Source organism: Actibacterium atlanticum (assembly GCF_000671395.1).
Lineage (GTDB): Bacteria > Pseudomonadota > Alphaproteobacteria > Rhodobacterales > Rhodobacteraceae > Actibacterium_D > Actibacterium_D atlanticum.
The window spans coordinates 138,829-153,523 of sequence record NZ_AQQY01000007.1 but is presented as its reverse complement, the minus strand read 5'-3'; the positions used below and the strand labels follow the sequence as shown (position 1 = coordinate 153,523).

Annotated in this window: 18 protein-coding genes; 12 read left to right on the top strand and 6 right to left on the bottom strand. The window is 58.5% G+C overall.

The annotated features are described in order from the left end of the window. Positions 1–281: 281 nt before the first annotated feature. On the bottom strand, positions 282–1,244 hold the full coding sequence (gene mdh / locus ATO10_RS11965; protein ID WP_035251765.1) for a malate dehydrogenase: 963 nt from the start codon (positions 1,242–1,244) through the stop codon (positions 282–284). A gap of 157 nt (positions 1,245–1,401) precedes the next feature. Here mdh and ATO10_RS11960 point away from each other — a divergent pair, with 157 nt between their 5' ends. After that, entirely contained in the window at positions 1,402–2,157 is a 756-nt protein-coding gene (locus tag ATO10_RS11960) for a sulfite exporter TauE/SafE family protein (RefSeq protein WP_035251763.1), read from the top strand. A 14-nt stretch (positions 2,158–2,171) separates the two neighbouring features. Here the strand turns inward: ATO10_RS11960 and ATO10_RS11955 are convergent, their stop codons facing one another. Next, positions 2,172–2,468, bottom strand: a complete 297-nt coding sequence (locus ATO10_RS11955; protein ID WP_035251760.1) for a hypothetical protein — start codon at positions 2,466–2,468, stop codon at positions 2,172–2,174. A gap of 180 nt (positions 2,469–2,648) precedes the next feature. Here ATO10_RS11955 and ATO10_RS11950 point away from each other — a divergent pair, with 180 nt between their 5' ends. From ATO10_RS11950 to ATO10_RS11910, 10 genes are all read left to right on the top strand, one after another. Continuing rightward, positions 2,649–3,503 carry an HpcH/HpaI aldolase/citrate lyase family protein gene (locus ATO10_RS11950; RefSeq protein ID WP_035251758.1) on the top strand — a complete coding sequence of 285 codons (855 nt, stop codon included), beginning with the start codon at positions 2,649–2,651 and terminating at the stop codon, positions 3,501–3,503. Positions 3,504–3,506: 3 nt separating this feature from the next. After that, positions 3,507–4,058 carry an NnrU family protein gene (locus tag ATO10_RS11945; RefSeq protein ID WP_035251755.1) on the top strand — a complete coding sequence of 184 codons (552 nt, stop codon included), beginning with the start codon at positions 3,507–3,509 and terminating at the stop codon, positions 4,056–4,058. Between the two features lies 1 nt (position 4,059). Next, positions 4,060–4,263, top strand: a complete 204-nt coding sequence (locus ATO10_RS11940; protein ID WP_035251751.1) for a DUF1737 domain-containing protein — start codon at positions 4,060–4,062, stop codon at positions 4,261–4,263. Next, positions 4,263–5,297, top strand: a complete 1,035-nt coding sequence (locus ATO10_RS11935) for a MaoC family dehydratase (RefSeq protein WP_035251750.1) — start codon at positions 4,263–4,265, stop codon at positions 5,295–5,297. Before ATO10_RS11940 ends, ATO10_RS11935 begins: the two co-directional genes overlap by 1 nt. 294 nt (positions 5,298–5,591) lie before the next feature. Beyond that, on the top strand, positions 5,592–5,996 hold the full coding sequence (gene sdhC, locus ATO10_RS11930) for a succinate dehydrogenase, cytochrome b556 subunit (RefSeq protein ID WP_035251748.1): 405 nt from the start codon (positions 5,592–5,594) through the stop codon (positions 5,994–5,996). Then, positions 5,996–6,367 (top strand): succinate dehydrogenase, hydrophobic membrane anchor protein, encoded by a 372-nt coding sequence (sdhD, locus tag ATO10_RS11925; protein WP_035251746.1) that lies wholly within the window; start codon positions 5,996–5,998, stop codon positions 6,365–6,367. The genes sdhC and sdhD overlap by 1 nt, the downstream gene beginning before the upstream one ends. A gap of 14 nt (positions 6,368–6,381) precedes the next feature. Beyond that, positions 6,382–8,193, top strand: a complete 1,812-nt coding sequence (gene sdhA / locus ATO10_RS11920) for a succinate dehydrogenase flavoprotein subunit (protein WP_035251744.1) — start codon at positions 6,382–6,384, stop codon at positions 8,191–8,193. A gap of 11 nt (positions 8,194–8,204) precedes the next feature. Continuing rightward, positions 8,205–8,984, top strand: coding sequence for a succinate dehydrogenase iron-sulfur subunit (locus ATO10_RS11915; protein ID WP_035251741.1), 780 nt, complete (start codon positions 8,205–8,207; stop codon positions 8,982–8,984). Between the two features lie 159 nt (positions 8,985–9,143). Next, positions 9,144–9,299, top strand: a complete 156-nt coding sequence (locus tag ATO10_RS16535; RefSeq protein WP_202898661.1) for a hypothetical protein — start codon at positions 9,144–9,146, stop codon at positions 9,297–9,299. Between the two features lie 90 nt (positions 9,300–9,389). After that, a complete protein-coding gene (locus tag ATO10_RS11910) occupies positions 9,390–9,572 on the top strand; it encodes a hypothetical protein (RefSeq protein ID WP_035251739.1) in 183 nt (60 codons plus the stop codon). A 58-nt stretch (positions 9,573–9,630) separates the two neighbouring features. Here the strand turns inward: ATO10_RS11910 and ATO10_RS11905 are convergent, their stop codons facing one another. The 4 genes from ATO10_RS11905 to ATO10_RS11890 all read right to left on the bottom strand — a co-directional run bounded on the left by ATO10_RS11905 (position 9,631) and on the right by ATO10_RS11890 (position 13,443). Further along, positions 9,631–9,756 (bottom strand): entericidin A/B family lipoprotein, encoded by a 126-nt coding sequence (locus tag ATO10_RS11905; protein WP_035251736.1) that lies wholly within the window; start codon positions 9,754–9,756, stop codon positions 9,631–9,633. A gap of 517 nt (positions 9,757–10,273) precedes the next feature. Then, a complete protein-coding gene (locus ATO10_RS11900) occupies positions 10,274–11,119 on the bottom strand; it encodes a hypothetical protein (protein WP_155886759.1) in 846 nt (281 codons plus the stop codon). Continuing rightward, positions 11,116–13,074, bottom strand: a complete 1,959-nt coding sequence (parE, locus tag ATO10_RS11895; RefSeq protein ID WP_035251731.1) for a DNA topoisomerase IV subunit B — start codon at positions 13,072–13,074, stop codon at positions 11,116–11,118. The genes ATO10_RS11900 and parE overlap by 4 nt, the downstream gene beginning before the upstream one ends. A gap of 117 nt (positions 13,075–13,191) precedes the next feature. Next, positions 13,192–13,443 carry a hypothetical protein gene (locus ATO10_RS11890; RefSeq protein WP_035251729.1) on the bottom strand — a complete coding sequence of 84 codons (252 nt, stop codon included), beginning with the start codon at positions 13,441–13,443 and terminating at the stop codon, positions 13,192–13,194. Between the two features lie 216 nt (positions 13,444–13,659). On the opposite strand from ATO10_RS11890, the gene ppk2 reads away from it, so the two are divergent. Further along, positions 13,660–14,661, top strand: coding sequence for a polyphosphate kinase 2 (gene ppk2, locus ATO10_RS11885; protein WP_051598123.1), 1,002 nt, complete (start codon positions 13,660–13,662; stop codon positions 14,659–14,661). Positions 14,662–14,695 lie beyond the last annotated feature (34 nt).

Sequence of the window (14,695 nt, the reverse complement as noted above, 5' to 3'; positions counted from 1 at the left end):
CACGAACAAACGGTTTTTCATCATGTTAGCGTTATTTTACAGGGATTTTGCGATTTGTGATCACGGCTATTCAGAGTGTGATCACAAAAGCCGCACGCCGGGCTGCTTGCGTTGATTCGCCTGACGCTGCAAGGCGGAAATGAATAAACCGTCGCGGGTAGGGCCGCGCAGCATTCAGGGTGCTTAAAATTGTAGCCCGTTGGCCTGCTGTTTCTGGACGGGACGCATAGAAAAGGCCGGCCCCGCAGGACCGGCCTTTGATCTTTTCGCTGTGTTGGCGCTTAGGCCAGGGTTTCGTCGATGCCTTTGCAGGCCTCGACCAGGCCTTTCACAGCGTTGACCGAAACGTCGAACATTTCCTGCTCTTCTTTGTTGAGCTTGATGTTCACGACTTTCTCGATGCCGCCGGCGCCGATGATGGTGGGCACGCCCACATACATGCCGTCCAGACCGAACTCGCCGTCACAGTAAGCGGCGCAAGGCAGCAGGCGTTTCTGGTCTTTCAGATAGGCTTCAGCCATTTCGATGGCCGAGGTGGCGGGCGCGTAGTAAGCCGAGCCGGTTTTCAGCAGGCCAACGATCTCGGCGCCGCCATCACGGGTGCGCTGAACGATCTCGTCCAGTTTCTCCTGCGAGGTCCAGCCCATTTCAACCAGATCGGGCAGCGGGATGCCGCCAACGGTCGAGTAACGCACCGAAGGAACCATGGTGTCGCCGTGGCCGCCCAGAACAAAGGCGGTGACGTCTTTCATCGACACGTCGAATTCAACCGACAGGAAGTGACGGAAGCGTGCGCTGTCCAGAACACCGGCCATGCCGACAACTTTGTTCGCGGGCAGGCCCGAGAACTGCTGCAGCGCCCAAACCATGGCGTCCAGCGGGTTGGTGATGCAGATCACAAAGGCGTCGGGAGCGTTGGCAGCAATGCCTTCACCAACCGATTTCATAACCTTCAGGTTGATGCCCAGCAGGTCGTCGCGGCTCATGCCCGGTTTACGGGGAACGCCAGCGGTTACGATGATCACGTCTGCACCCGCGATATCGGCGTAATCGGTGGTGCCTTTCAGAGCGGCGTCAAAGCCTTCCGAGGGGCCCGATTCCGCGATGTCGAGCGCCTTGCCCTGCGGGATACCGTCAGCAATGTCGAACAGTACGACGTCGCCGAGTTCTTTAATTGCGGCCAGGTGGGCGAGCGTGCCACCGATCTGACCTGCACCGATGAGGGCAATCTTGGGTCTGGACATGAAGTTGATCCCTGTCTGATTGAAATTGGCGGAATGCCTAGCCATTCGAGCGGCTTCGCGCAAGCCCGCTGCGCCGCGGCACGGGCGAAATCGCGCTTTTTATTGCGCTAACGTTGGTGTAGCGGTGTGAAAAGCAGGGGTTTTCCGGAGCAGCGCGATGTTCGAGATGAATATGGTTTTTTTTGCGCTAGCGATACCGGCGGTCATTTTTGCCGCTGTGTCGAAGGCCGGGTTCGGCTCTGGTGCCTCATTTGCGGCGACTCCGATTCTTGCGTTGATCCTGCCACCGGGGCCGGCGATCGGAGTGATGTTGCCGCTTTTGATGCTGATGGATATGGCGTCGCTAAAGCCCTATTGGAAGAAGTGGGATGCAACGCAGGCCAAGATGCTGATCTTGGGGGCGGTGCCCGGTGTTGCGCTGGGCGCGCTGCTTTACAAGTCCACCAACCCGGATGTGTTTCGGTTGCTGATCGGGCTGATCGCGGTGGGGTTTGTGATCTATCAGATGGTGTTGAAATCGGGGCTGTTGCGCCTGCGGTCCGGCGGGTTTTCCAACCCGATGGGTGGCGTGTTCGGTATGGTCACGGGCTTTACCAGTTTCGTCAGCCATGCGGGCGGGCCACCGGCGACGATCTACCTGCTGGCCTCGCAGCCCAGTAAGACCACCTATCAGGCGACCACGGTAATCGTGTTCTGGGCAGTGAACGTGATGAAATTCGTGCCCTATGCCTTTTTGGGGATCTTCACCACGCAGACGCTGTTGGCGGATCTGGTGCTGGCGCCCTTTGCGGTGGCCGGGGCATGGCTGGGCGTGAAGGCCCACCATCTGGTGCCCGAGCGGGCCTTCTTTGCATTGACCTATGTCTTGCTGACGCTCACCGGGTCTAAGTTGATCTGGGACGCGCTGACCTAGGCCAAAAGCGGCCTTTAGACAGGGAAGCCCGCGGGTTTCAGGTGCGGCTCATAACTTTCGCCGCTGGCAACAAGGCAGGTCAGGCCGTTGGGCAGGGTCACGGTAATGGTCCAGGTGCCGCTTTGCGGGGCGGCAAACAGTTCGACCACCGATTGGTTGCCACCCAGGCCGGACGCCTGAAGGGTTTCGCCATATTTTGAGCTAAGACGCTCCAGCACTGTGGCGCGCGGGGCGCAGTTGGTCTGTTGCTGGGCGGCCGTGGGTGTGGCCAGCGCGATCAGGCCAGCTGTGAGGATGTACAGATATTTCATCGGTCCTCCTTTCGAGGGAATGCGCCATGTGCGAATTCCAAAAGCGTGGCCCTCAGGGTCAGAAAATAGAGTTAACGGCCCGGCCGTTCCTGCTCTTTTCTGCGTCGCGGCAAATCAGGGCTTGCCATTTGCTGCGTGAATGTGAAGGTTTGCGCAACAAAATTGCGGGAGTAAAGAATCATGCAAAGCAGTGCACGCCCTTACCGTTCGGTGCTGTATATTCCTGGCTCGAAAGAGCGCGCTTTGGAAAAGGCCAAGACCCTGCCGGTCGACGCGATCATCTTTGATCTGGAAGATGCCGTGGCCGTGGATGAAAAGGTCAACGCACGTGGCTTGCTGGCCGAGACCCTGAAAACCGCTGATTACGGCCCGCGCGCGCGGATCGTGCGGATCAACGGTCTGGACACCGAATGGGGCGCTGATGACGTGGCCGCATTTGTCGGCGCTGACATCGAAGCGATCCTGATCCCCAAAGTGGGCTCGGCCGCGGATGTGCAGGCGGTTGCCGATCTTATCCCCGATGTGCCGCTGTGGGCGATGATGGAAACGCCGATTGGGATGCTCAACGCCCTTGAGATCGCCGCGCACCCGCGCATGGAAGGTTTCGTGATGGGCACCAACGATCTGGCGAAAGAGCTGAAATGCCGCTTTCGCGCGGATCGCCTGCCGATGGTCACGTCGCTGCAGCTGTGCCTGCTGGCCGCCCGCGCCGAAGGCATTGCCGCCGTTGATGGCGTTTACAACGCGTTCAAAGACGAAGAGGGCCTGAAGGTCGAATGCGATCAGGGCCGCGACATGGGCTTTGACGGCAAAACCCTGATCCACCCGGCGCAGGTTGCAATTGCAAACGAAGCCTTCGCCCCGTCCGCCGCCGAGATTGATCTGGCCGAACGTCAGATTGAGGCCTTTGAAAAAGCCGAGGCCGAAGGGCTGGGTGTGGCTGTTGTGGATGGCAAAATCGTTGAAAACCTGCATATCGTGACAGCGAAGGAAACGCTGGCCAAAGTGGCCGCGATCAAATCGCTGGAAGGATAATCCATGCTGTTGCTCGTCCTTGGTGTGGCCCTGTGGTGGGCCGCGCATCTGTTCAAACGCTTCGCACCGGATGCCCGTGCCCAACTGGGCGACAAGGGTCCCGGTTTCGTGGCCATCGCCTTGGTGGTGGCGATTGTGCTGATGGTGTTTGGCTATCGCAGCGCCGGGGACGTGTTCCTGTGGGCCGCGCCCTATTGGACGTTGCATCTGAACAATCTGGTGGTGCTGGTCGCGTTCTACATGACCAGCCCCGCGCCCAAAAAGGGCAAGCTGCTGGCCGGAATGCGCCACCCGATGCTGGCGGGCTTTGCCCTGTGGGCGGGGGCGCATCTGGTGGTGAATGGCGATCTGGCCTCGCTGGTGCTGTTCGGTGGTTTGCTGGTCTGGGCGCTGAGCGAGTTGGTGGTGATCAACCGCGCTGAACCCGAATGGCAACCCCGCCCGGGCGGCAGTCTGGCCAAGGATGCGATGTTCTTTGGCGCGTCGATTGTGCTGGTGCTGGTGATCGGCTTCCTGCACGGCTGGCTGGGCCCGTCGCCCTTCCCCGGAGGATAGGATGAAAGCTTACAGATTGCTGACCGAGGAAGACACCGCCGCCTTTTGTCACAAGGTGACGCAAGCTTTGGCAAAGGGCTGGGAGCTGCATGGCAGCCCGGCCTATGCCCATGATCCGGCGACCGGCAAGATGCGTTGTGCGCAGGCCGTCGTCAAAGAGGTAGAGGGTGAATACTCGCCCGAGATGAAGTTAGGACAATTGTGATGGCCAAGACCAACGCTGGCAATTTTTTCGAAGACTATAAGATCGGTCAGGTGATCAAACACGCCGTGCCGCGCACCGTTTCGGGCGGCGAGCGGGCGATGTATCACGCGCTGTATCCGGCCCGTCATGCGCTTTACTCGTCGGACGAGTTTGCACGGGCCTCGGGCCTGCCGGCCTCGCCTATGGACGATCTGATTACCTTCCACACCGTGTTCGGCAAGACCGTGCCGGATGTGTCGCTGAACGCCGTGGCGAACCTTGGTTATGGTGAGGGCAAGTTCCTGAAACCGATCTATCCTGGTGACACGCTGCGCTCGGAGTCCGAGGTCATCGGCCTGAAGCAGAACTCGAACGGCAAGTCGGGCGTGGTTTACGTGCGCACCCGCGGTCTGAACCAGAATGACGAGGCCGTGCTGGAATACGTGCGCTGGGTGATGGTGCGTAAGCGCGATCTGGATGCGCCCGCGCCCGAAACCGTGCTGCCCGATCTGGCCAAGGTCGTCGACCCGGCCGATCTGGTGATCCCAGAGGGGCTGGATTTCACCAACTACGATTTTGATCTGGCCGGTGAAAGCCATCGCTGGGGCGACTATGAGGTCGGCGAGACCATCGACCACGTTGATGGTGTGACCATCGAGGAAGCCGAGCACATGATCGCCACCCGCCTGTGGCAGAACACCGCCAAGGTGCATTTCGATGCCACCTTCCGCCCCGATGGCCAGCGCCTGATCTATGGCGGCCACGTGATTTCGATGGCGCGGGCGCTGTCGTTCAACGGGCTGGCCAATGCGCAGATGATTGTCGGGCTGAACGGTGGGGCACATGCCAACCCGTGCTTTAGCGGCGACACGGTGAAAGCATGGACGGAGGTTTTGGACAAAGCGGAAACCAGCGCCCCGGGTGTTGGCGCGGTGCGCCTGCGTCTGGTCGCCACCAAGGCCGGGGCCGAACCCTTTGCCCTGAAAGGCGAGGACGGAAAGTACCTGCCTGACGTCCTTTTGGATCTGGATTACTGGGCTTTGATGCCCTTGTGATCACAAGGGTGATCCGGCGTTTTCCGCGCTGGGTCACCCTGTTTACACTTGCGACTGCGACATCCTGCCCCAGCCGTGCAATGTTTCAGGGGCAATTTCCCGACTTATTGGGTAAGATTTCAAAATCGCCGAAATTTGTGATCACGCTTCGGATGCATGTGATCACATTGTAAAAAATTCCTCAAAAAACGGACCAAAAACCCTGCGTTCAGCGCTAACGCGACGTGACTCCGGTGGGAAAATGCGTAAGACCTTGGTCCAATGAGCTTATACTTGTGAAGAGAAGGGACAGTCATGGCAGATGTGAACAGAGGCAACCGTCCTCTTTCCCCATTTATGATCGGGCCATATTACCGACCTCAGATCACCTCGATTTCGTCGATCATGGTCCGCATCACGGCGATCGCGTCTTATGGTGTTGTTGTACTGGCCATCATTTGGCTGCTGGCTGCGGCGACATCGGATGCTGCATTCGGCTTTGTTGACGGGGTGCTGCGCAGCTGGTTTGGCGACCTGCTTTTGTTCCTGTTCTCGTGGGCGCTGTGGTACCACATGCTGGGCCGCCTGCGTCATGTGATCTGGGACTTCGGCTACTGCCTGGATCTTGAGATTTCGAAAAAGATGGGGTGGGGCATGTTTATTGGCGCGACAGTGTTGGCCGTTCTGACCGCAATCATCATGGCAATGGGAAGCGCATAATGCAGTACCTTACCGACCGTAAACGCGCCCAGGGGCTTGGTGCCGGTGGTGCCGGCGCCCATCACCATTGGGTTGAAATCGCGACCTCTATCGCGCTGCTGTTCATCGTGCCGCTGGCAATTTTCGTCTTTGGCTTCGGCATGGGGGGCACCCGCGAAGAGGTTCTGGCCTATTTCGCCCACCCGTTTGTCGCCATTGTCCTGTCGATCTGTCTGATCATTGGCATCTATCATATCAAACTGGAAACGCTGGCTGCTGTTGAAGACTACGTCCACGGCATCAAAGGCAAACTGACCCAGATTGCCGTCACCGGATTTTCTTATGTCCTGATCGGCACCGGCCTGTTCGCCATTGCGCGCATCGCGTTTTAAGGAGCAACAAGAATATGTCTGCATATGAATACGAGACGCATTCCTATGACGTTGTGGTCGTAGGGGCCGGCGGCGCGGGTCTGCGCGCCACGCTGGGCATGGCCGAGCAAGGCCTGCGTACTGCCTGTGTCACCAAGGTGTTCCCGACCCGCTCGCACACGGTTGCCGCGCAGGGTGGTATTGCTGCCTCGCTGGGCAACATGGGCCCCGACAGCTGGCAGTGGCACATGTACGACACCGTCAAAGGGTCGGACTGGCTGGGCGACACCGACGCAATGGAATACCTAGCGCGTGAGGCGCCCAAGGCCGTGTACGAGCTGGAGCACTATGGTGTGCCGTTCTCGCGCACCGAAGAAGGTAAGATTTACCAGCGCCCGTTCGGCGGCCACACGACTGAGTACGGTGAAGGCCCGCCAGTTCAGCGGACCTGTGCCGCAGCTGACCGGACCGGCCACGCGATCCTGCACACCCTGTACGGCCAGTCGGTCAAGAACAACGCGGAATTCTTTATCGAATACTTCGCTATCGACCTGCTGATGTCGGAAGACGGTGAATGTCAGGGTGTTCTGTGCTGGAAGCTGGACGACGGTACCTTCCACGTTTTCAACGCCAAGATGACTGTTCTGGCGACCGGTGGTTACGGCCGCGCCTATTTCTCGGCCACCTCGGCCCACACCTGCACCGGCGACGGTGGCGGTATGGTGATGCGCGCCGGCCTGCCCATGCAGGACCTTGAGTTCGTTCAGTTCCACCCGACGGGCATCTACGGTTCGGGCTGCCTGATCACCGAGGGTGCCCGCGGCGAAGGCGGCTACCTGACCAACTCTGAAGGCGAACGCTTCATGGAGCGTTACGCACCCACGTATAAAGACTTGGCACCGCGCGACTATGTCAGCCGCTCGATGACCATGGAAATCCGCGAAGGCCGCGGTGTGGGCGATGAGGGCGATCATATCTTCCTCAACCTCAACCACCTGCCCTCTGACGCGCTGGCCGAACGCTTGCCGGGCATCTCGGAAAGCGCCAAGATTTTCGCCGGTGTTGACGTGACCAAAGAGCCGATCCCGGTTCTGCCGACCGTGCACTATAACATGGGCGGTATCCCCACGAACTATTGGGGTGAGGTTCTGAACCCGACTTCTGAGGACCCGACCGCTGTTGTCCCCGGCCTGATGGCCGTGGGCGAAGCAGGTTGTGCTTCGGTTCACGGGGCGAACCGTCTGGGCTCGAACTCGCTGATCGACCTTGTGGTGTTTGGCCGTGCCTCGGCCATCCGCGCCGGTCAGGTTGTCGATGCCTCGACCCCGGTTCCGGTTGCGCCTGCCTCGGAAATCGAGAAATCGTTCAACCGTTTCGACGGTCTGCGCCACGCCAAAGGCTCGATTTCCACCGCCGATCTGCGTCTGGAAATGCAGAAGACCATGCAGCGTGATGCTGCAGTCTTCCGTACCGCCAAGACTATGGCCGAAGGCGTCGAAGCCATGACCGAGATCGCCGGTAAGATGGGTGATCTGGCCGTGACCGACACCTCGCTGGTGTGGAACTCAGACCTGATGGAAACGCTGGAACTGACCAACCTGATGCCCTCGGCCCTGAGCACAATCGTGTCGGCCGAGGCGCGCAAGGAAAGCCGCGGCGCCCACGCGCACGAGGACTTTGCCGAACGCGACGATGAAAACTGGCGCGTCCACACCGTCAGCCGCATCGACGAGACCGGCACCAAGGTTGATCTAAGCTATCGCCCTGTCATCACTGATCCTCTGGTTTCCGAGGATGACGGTGGCATTGAACTCAAGAAAATCGCGCCCAAAGCGCGGACGTTCTAAGGAGGACACAAATGGCACAGTTTACACTCCCCAAGAACTCGAAGATCACGCAGGGCAAAACCTGGCCCAAGCCTGAAGGCGCGACCAATGTGCGCAAGTTCAAGATCTATCGTTGGAACCCCGACGATGGTCAGAACCCGCGCGTTGATACCTATTTCCTGGACATGGACAAATGTGGTCCGATGATCCTGGATGCGCTGATCAAGATCAAAAATGAGATCGACCCGACCCTGACCTTCCGCCGGTCGTGCCGTGAGGGCATTTGTGGCTCTTGTGCCATGAACATCGACGGGATCAACACGCTGGCCTGTATTTACGGGCTGGACGAGGTGAAGGGCGATGTGAAGATCTATCCGCTGCCGCACATGCCGGTGGTCAAGGACCTGATCCCCGATCTGACCCATTTCTATGCGCAGCATGCGTCGATCATGCCGTGGCTGGAGACCAAGACCAACCGCCCCGCCAAAGAGTGGAAGCAGTCCATCGAGGACCGCAAGAAGCTGGATGGCCTGTATGAATGCGTGATGTGCGCCAGCTGCTCGACCTCGTGCCCGAGCTACTGGTGGAACGGCGATCGCTATCTTGGGCCAGCCGCCCTGTTGCATGCTTACCGTTGGATCATCGACAGCCGCGACGAAGCCACCGGCGAGCGTCTGGACCAGTTGGAAGACCCGTTCAAGCTTTATCGTTGTCACACGATCATGAACTGCACCAATACTTGCCCCAAAGGTCTGAACCCGGCCAAGGCAATCGCAGAGATCAAAAAGATGATGGTCGAACGCGTGGTTTAAGCCACTGAAAAATCAAGAAGATCGCAGCCCGGCCTTTGGTCGGGCTGTTTTCGTATTGCAGTCACTGCATGGCGAGTTTGCGGGATTGTGGGCTGTCACGGCGCGCCGGCGGGCCTATGTAGCGGGGCAGGGAGGGCAACAATCCACCCGGAGTAACCAATGAACAATGTTGAAAAAATCCCGTCGGCGTCAGCCCAAAACGCCCTGAAACTGCTGGAGCAGGCTTGGGCATACTACACCCCGCTGTCCAAACCGGCGCTGACTGTCGCCGACAAAGACACCCCGCAAAACTTTGCCTATTACGAGGCCGCCTAGGCCCCGGGCAAAACATGTCGAACCCCCGCCCCACCTGCGGGGGTTTCTTGTTTGGAGGTGTTGACATAGGGTCGCGCACAGGAGGCCCCCATGCCCTTGGTTCTGATCATTCTGATCGTGGCTTTGATCGTGATGTTCTATCGCTTCAAAACCACCAGCCTGACACGCAATTGCCGCTGGCGAGAAGACCGCGCCGAGGCGTGCTGGCGCTGCGCCTTTTGCGGTGCGCGCCAAGAGGGCGCGGCGGTGCCAAAACGTTGTTTGCAACGCTAAAAAGCGGATGCACAAGCGATGCACATCCCATGCACAACCTATGCATACGCTGTGCGGCTTACTTGGCGCTGCGCGCCGCCTCGGAGATCGCATCCCCGGCGGTCGAAATGTCCTGACCGGCGCCTTCAATCGTGGCGCAGGCGGCAAGGGTGGTGAGGGCAAGGATCAGGGTCAGGCGTTTCATAGCGGGCCTCCGAAAGTGTTTGTTAACCGGGTTATAGAATGTGGGCCGGGGCAGGGGAAGCGGCGGCACAGGCGCAGACGGGTTTTCGCGCATTTTTGGGTTGTAAAATCATCAGCGCGGTAATGATCCCCCGGATCAATTTTGATCGTGCATTACCACCCCTCGGGCGGGATCATCTTGATACAAGGTTCAGAGGAGTGCGCCGCCCCATCAACCGTCTGGCACGGCCGATAGGCCGGGCCGCGCCCGTTCGACACGGAATTGATCCCCCGGATCAATTCTGATCGTGCCTCACCCCCCACGGGCGGGATCATCCGGATGCAAGGGTTCGAGCTTTGCAGTGCCCCATCAACCGTTCCGCCCGGGCGATAGGCCGGGCACCGCCCGACCCGCCCCCACGGGCGGGCGCTTCACGCCCACCCTCGGGTCAGGCGCTGCCCTTGGGTGATGGCAAGTCAGATGGGTGATCAAGGCCGGTCTGAGTGCGCCGCTGTTTCCGAACCTGAAACCTCATTTGTTAGCTCAAGTAACCCCAATACATCTCAAGTAACCCCAATACATCTAGAGCACCGATTAGCGCTGAAATCGCAATAATTACGGTTAGCCAAAGAAGTCTTCGGTTTTGTTTTACCTGATCCTCGTGACGCTGTTGTTCAGATTCAAATTCGGCGATCGTTCGAAGGGATCTCGCTTTCAGTTGATAGCTAAAGGTATCGTTTGAGTATGAAAGGTCCCCGCTATCTAAAAGTGATTTTAACAGTAGTTCAAAGCGGGCGTATTCCTCGTAGAATCTTGAGCGCGATGCTGATCTGCCTCCATGAAGCTTAAAGTAGATATTCATTGCTGTGCCCAAATCGGGTTCTTGAAAACTTTGATTGCTGGACTTGGCATTGATATAGAGTTCAACAAGCTCACTAAGCAGCACAATTCTGTCGGTGCGCGATTTGTAGGTAATATTGAAGAGATGCTGCCTTAGCTGATCCCACCTAAGGGCAATCCAGCTGTATCCCAAGGTATCGGCGATCAAAAAAATTAAGGCTGTATTATGTGTTGACCTGACCGGACCAAGAAACCGTGTAACTTCAAGTTGATAGTTTTCCAATTCCTGCACTGGTATCGAACTGGGTATATGAAACCTACGTTCCGCTTCATCAAATAACCTGCAAATCACTTCCTGATCTTCTATCGCGTCAAAAAGTGCGGATTTTTCTCGTTGCCCTCTGAGATGAAGATAGGCGTAGTAGCAATTAGTTTCCTTTGTGCTACGCCCCATCGGTATCATCGCGGGTGCTGGGCGTCTTTCAACACGGGCAAGCGCGCTTTTGTTGAGAAGCCGTTGGAAGCGCTTGCGCAGATGCCTCAAATATCCAACTCCTCCACGAACCGTGCGTTCTCCTGGATATATTCAAACCGTTTCTCGGGCTTTTTCCCCATCAGGTTCTGCACCAGCGTGTCGGTTTCGCCGGGTTCGTCCTCGTCTATCGTCACCCGGATCAGCTTGCGGGTTTCGGGGTTCATGGTGGTATCTTTCAGGTCTTTGGCGTCCATCTCACCCAGGCCTTTAAAGCGCGAGACATCAATCTTGCCCTTGCCGCCGATGCCTTTTTGCAGCCAGTCGTCGCGTTCGAACTCGTCCAGGCAGTAAACCCGTTTGGAGCCCTGCGTAAGCCGGTAGAGCGGCGGGCAGGCCAGATACAGGTGCCCCTGGTCGATCAGCGGGCGCATTTGGGTGAAGAAGAAAGTCATCAACAGCGACGCGATATGGGCGCCGTCGACGTCGGCGTCGGTCATGATGATGATTTTCTCATAGCGCAGATCGTCGATGTTGAACTTGGTGCCCAGCCCGACGCCCATGGCATCGCACAGATCCTTGATCTCGGCGTTCGTCGACAGTTTCGAGCTGGCCGCGCCCAGCACGTTCAGGATTTTGCCGCGCAGGGGCAGGAGGGCCTGTGTCTCGCGGTTGCGGGCGGCTTTGCCCGAGCCGCCGGCGCTGTCGCCCTCAACAATGAACAGTTCCGTGCCGTCGCGGTTGTTGCGCGAGCAATCCACCAGCTTGCCGGGCAGGCGCAGCTTTTTGGTGGCGGATTTGCGTTGGGTCTCTTTTTCCTTTTTGCGGCGCAGGCGTTCTTCGGCGCGCAGGACAAGGAAATCGAGGATCGCGCCGGCGGCCTTGGTGTCGGAGGCCAGCCAGTTGTCGAAATGGTCGCGCACGGCGCCCTCAACCAGCTTTTGCGCGGCCTCGGTCGACAGGCGGTCTTTGGTTTGGCCGACAAAGCTGGGGTCGGCGATGAAACAGCTGACAAGCGCGCTGCCGCCGGTCATCAGGTCGTCGCGGGTGATTTGCGCGGCTTTCTTGTTGTTGACCAGCTCGCCATAGGCGCGGATGCCCTTAAGGATCGCGGCCCAGAAGCCGGTGACATGGGTGCCGCCTTCGGGGGTGGGGACGGTGTTACAGTAGGACTGGATGAAACCGTCGCGGGCCGGGGTCCAGTTGATGGCCCATTCGACGGAGCCCGGTTCGTTGAACTTTTCCTTGAAGTCCACTTTGCCCGCAAAAGGGGCGTCAGAATAGGTGGCGGCGCTGCCCAGAACCTCGGACAGGTAATCCGCCAGACCGCCGGGGAAGTGAAAGGTGGCTTCCGTGGGGGTTTCGCCATCGTCGATTTCCGATTTCCAGCGGATTTCCACGCCGGAAAACAGGTAGGCTTTGGAGCGGGCCAGCGTGAACAGGCGTTTGGGTTTGAACCGGTGGTGGCCGAAGATTTCTTCGTCAGCGTGGAAGGTCACGGTGGTGCCGCGCCGGTTGGGAGCGGCGCCGATCTGTTCGACCCCGCCAAGCGGCAGGCCGCGCGAAAAGCGTTGTTCAAACAGTTCGCGGTTGCGGGCGACTTGCACGATCAGCGAATCTGACAGGGCGTTCACCACAGAGCTGCCAACCCCGTGCAGACCGCCCGAGGTTTGATAGGCTTTGCCCGAGAACTTACCGCCCGCGTGCAGGGTGCACAGGATGACCTCTAACGCGGATTTATCGGGGAACTTCGGGTGCGGGTCGATGGGGATGCCGCGGCCGTTGTCGCGCACGGTGATGGAGTAATCAGCGTGGAGTTCAAGTTCGATCCGATTGGCGTGGCCGGCGACGGCCTCGTCCATCGAGTTGTCCAGAATTTCGGCCACCATGTGGTGCAGGGCGCGTTCGTCCGTGCCGCCGATATACATGCCGGGGCGTTGGCGGACGGGCTCCAGCCCCTCAAGCACCTCAATCGAGGATGCATCGTAATCGTCGGGGGAGGCCCCTGTCAGAAGGTCGTTGGCCATACCGCTGCTCTTTATTGGTGTTTGTATTGGGGTCTTATTAGAGCAGGGGTCGGGGCAAGGAGCAATGGCACATGCAGTTAGATTTGGCGAAATCGCTGGGATTCCACGCTTGCGCGCCTAGCCCTTTTGCTTGGGAATCCCGGCGATGGTGCCGTATTCGCCTTCGGCATTTGTGCGCCAGTAGAGCCCGCCGTGCTTGCGGATATGCTTGGCGGCGTGATGGTACGACTGATCAATGGGCATCGAGAGGGAGAGGGTGAAGCCAAGCTCTGTCAGGATCTCAAGGCTGCTAAGCCCCTGTTCCTTGCAGGCAATATACCAGTTGCCCGAAACATCGCGCCCTGCAGTGCAATATCTTGTGTCTACCATGGGTTTCCCCCGGGATACCTTCCAAGGCGCGGAATCGGCCTTTGGCACCAAGTTAATTTACGTAGCGTCAAGTACAAACAAATTTCTCGTATGACGTGAATAGTATCACTCTGCTTCGCCAAATTGGAGGTGAAATAAACGCCGTTTGATGCGCATCAAAGCGGGCTTGTTACCAAACTGTTACAGCGCAGGTATTCACACAAAGGAGTCCTGCCCATGCCCACAGCCAAAGCTGCAACAAACGGTGCTCAGCCCTCGACGGCTGCGAAACCTGTCGCTTCGAAACCTGCGGCTGCACCGCGCGCCACGGCGCCCGCGAAAGCCCCCGTTGCGGCGGCTGAGCCCACCATCAATGACCTGCCGACAACAGAGTCGATCGCCCATGCTTTTGAAAGCGGCGAATACCCCTATACGACCAAGCTTTCGCGCCGCGACTACGAAAGCCAGAAGGCCCGGTTGCAGGCTGAGCTGTTGAAAGTTCAGCTGTGGGCGCAGGAAACCGGGCAGAAATTTGTGCTGCTGTTTGAAGGCCGCGATGCCGCCGGTAAGGGCGGCACGATCAAGCGTTTCACCGAACACCTGAACCCGCGTTCGGCCCGTGTTGTTGCGTTGAACAAGCCCACCGACGAAGAGCGCGGCCAGTGGTATTTCCAGCGCTATATTGACCACATGCCCACCAAGGGTGAAATCGTTCTGTATGACCGTTCGTGGTACAACCGCGCCGGTGTGGAACGTGTCATGGGCTTTTGTGAACCCAACGAATATCTGGAATTCATGCGCCAGACCCCCGAGCTGGAGCGGATGCTCGTGCGCTCGGGTATCCGTTTGTACAAATACTGGTTCTCGGTCACGCAGGACGAACAACGCCGCCGCTTTGCTTCGCGTGAGACGGATCCGCTCAAGCAATGGAAATTGTCGCCGATTGATAAGGCCAGCCTGAACAAGTGGGACGATTACACCGAGGCCAAAGAGGCGATGTTCTTTTACACCGACACCGCTGATGCGCCGTGGACCATCATCAAGTCGAATGACAAGAAACGCGCCCGTCTGGAATGCATGCGTCATTTCCTGAGCACCGTGGATTACCCCGGCAAAGACCCCGAGGTTGCCACCGTCCCCGATCCGTTGATCGTGGGACAGGCGCAGCATGTGATCCACAAGTCGAATCATATTCTGGGGACCTCGCTGCACCCCAGCCAGCGCAAACCGCGCAGCTAAGGTGCATCACACCTGTAACTTTCTGCCATCGCCC

What these genes read in the sequence shown, in the direction of transcription:
- ATO10_RS11890 (WP_035251729.1), bottom strand. Translation starts at nt 13,443, where the DNA reads ATGGTAGACACAAGATATTGCACTGCAGGGCGCGATGTTTCGGGCAAC.
- ATO10_RS16535 (WP_202898661.1), top strand. Translation starts at nt 9,144, where the DNA reads ATGAACAATGTTGAAAAAATCCCGTCGGCGTCAGCCCAAAACGCCCTG.
- ATO10_RS11915 (WP_035251741.1), top strand. Translation starts at nt 8,205, where the DNA reads ATGGCACAGTTTACACTCCCCAAGAACTCGAAGATCACGCAGGGCAAA.
- sdhA (WP_035251744.1), top strand. Translation starts at nt 6,382, where the DNA reads ATGTCTGCATATGAATACGAGACGCATTCCTATGACGTTGTGGTCGTA.
- ATO10_RS11905 (WP_035251736.1), bottom strand. Translation starts at nt 9,756, where the DNA reads ATGAAACGCCTGACCCTGATCCTTGCCCTCACCACCCTTGCCGCCTGC.
- parE (WP_035251731.1), bottom strand. Translation starts at nt 13,074, where the DNA reads ATGGCCAACGACCTTCTGACAGGGGCCTCCCCCGACGATTACGATGCA.
- ATO10_RS11940 (WP_035251751.1), top strand. Translation starts at nt 4,060, where the DNA reads ATGAAAGCTTACAGATTGCTGACCGAGGAAGACACCGCCGCCTTTTGT.
- sdhD (WP_035251746.1), top strand. Translation starts at nt 5,996, where the DNA reads ATGCAGTACCTTACCGACCGTAAACGCGCCCAGGGGCTTGGTGCCGGT.
- ppk2 (WP_051598123.1), top strand. Translation starts at nt 13,660, where the DNA reads ATGCCCACAGCCAAAGCTGCAACAAACGGTGCTCAGCCCTCGACGGCT.
- ATO10_RS11950 (WP_035251758.1), top strand. Translation starts at nt 2,649, where the DNA reads ATGCAAAGCAGTGCACGCCCTTACCGTTCGGTGCTGTATATTCCTGGC.
- ATO10_RS11910 (WP_035251739.1), top strand. Translation starts at nt 9,390, where the DNA reads ATGCCCTTGGTTCTGATCATTCTGATCGTGGCTTTGATCGTGATGTTC.
- ATO10_RS11955 (WP_035251760.1), bottom strand. Translation starts at nt 2,468, where the DNA reads ATGAAATATCTGTACATCCTCACAGCTGGCCTGATCGCGCTGGCCACA.
- ATO10_RS11945 (WP_035251755.1), top strand. Translation starts at nt 3,507, where the DNA reads ATGCTGTTGCTCGTCCTTGGTGTGGCCCTGTGGTGGGCCGCGCATCTG.
- mdh (WP_035251765.1), bottom strand. Translation starts at nt 1,244, where the DNA reads ATGTCCAGACCCAAGATTGCCCTCATCGGTGCAGGTCAGATCGGTGGC.
- ATO10_RS11960 (WP_035251763.1), top strand. Translation starts at nt 1,402, where the DNA reads ATGTTCGAGATGAATATGGTTTTTTTTGCGCTAGCGATACCGGCGGTC.
- ATO10_RS11935 (WP_035251750.1), top strand. Translation starts at nt 4,263, where the DNA reads ATGGCCAAGACCAACGCTGGCAATTTTTTCGAAGACTATAAGATCGGT.
- sdhC (WP_035251748.1), top strand. Translation starts at nt 5,592, where the DNA reads ATGGCAGATGTGAACAGAGGCAACCGTCCTCTTTCCCCATTTATGATC.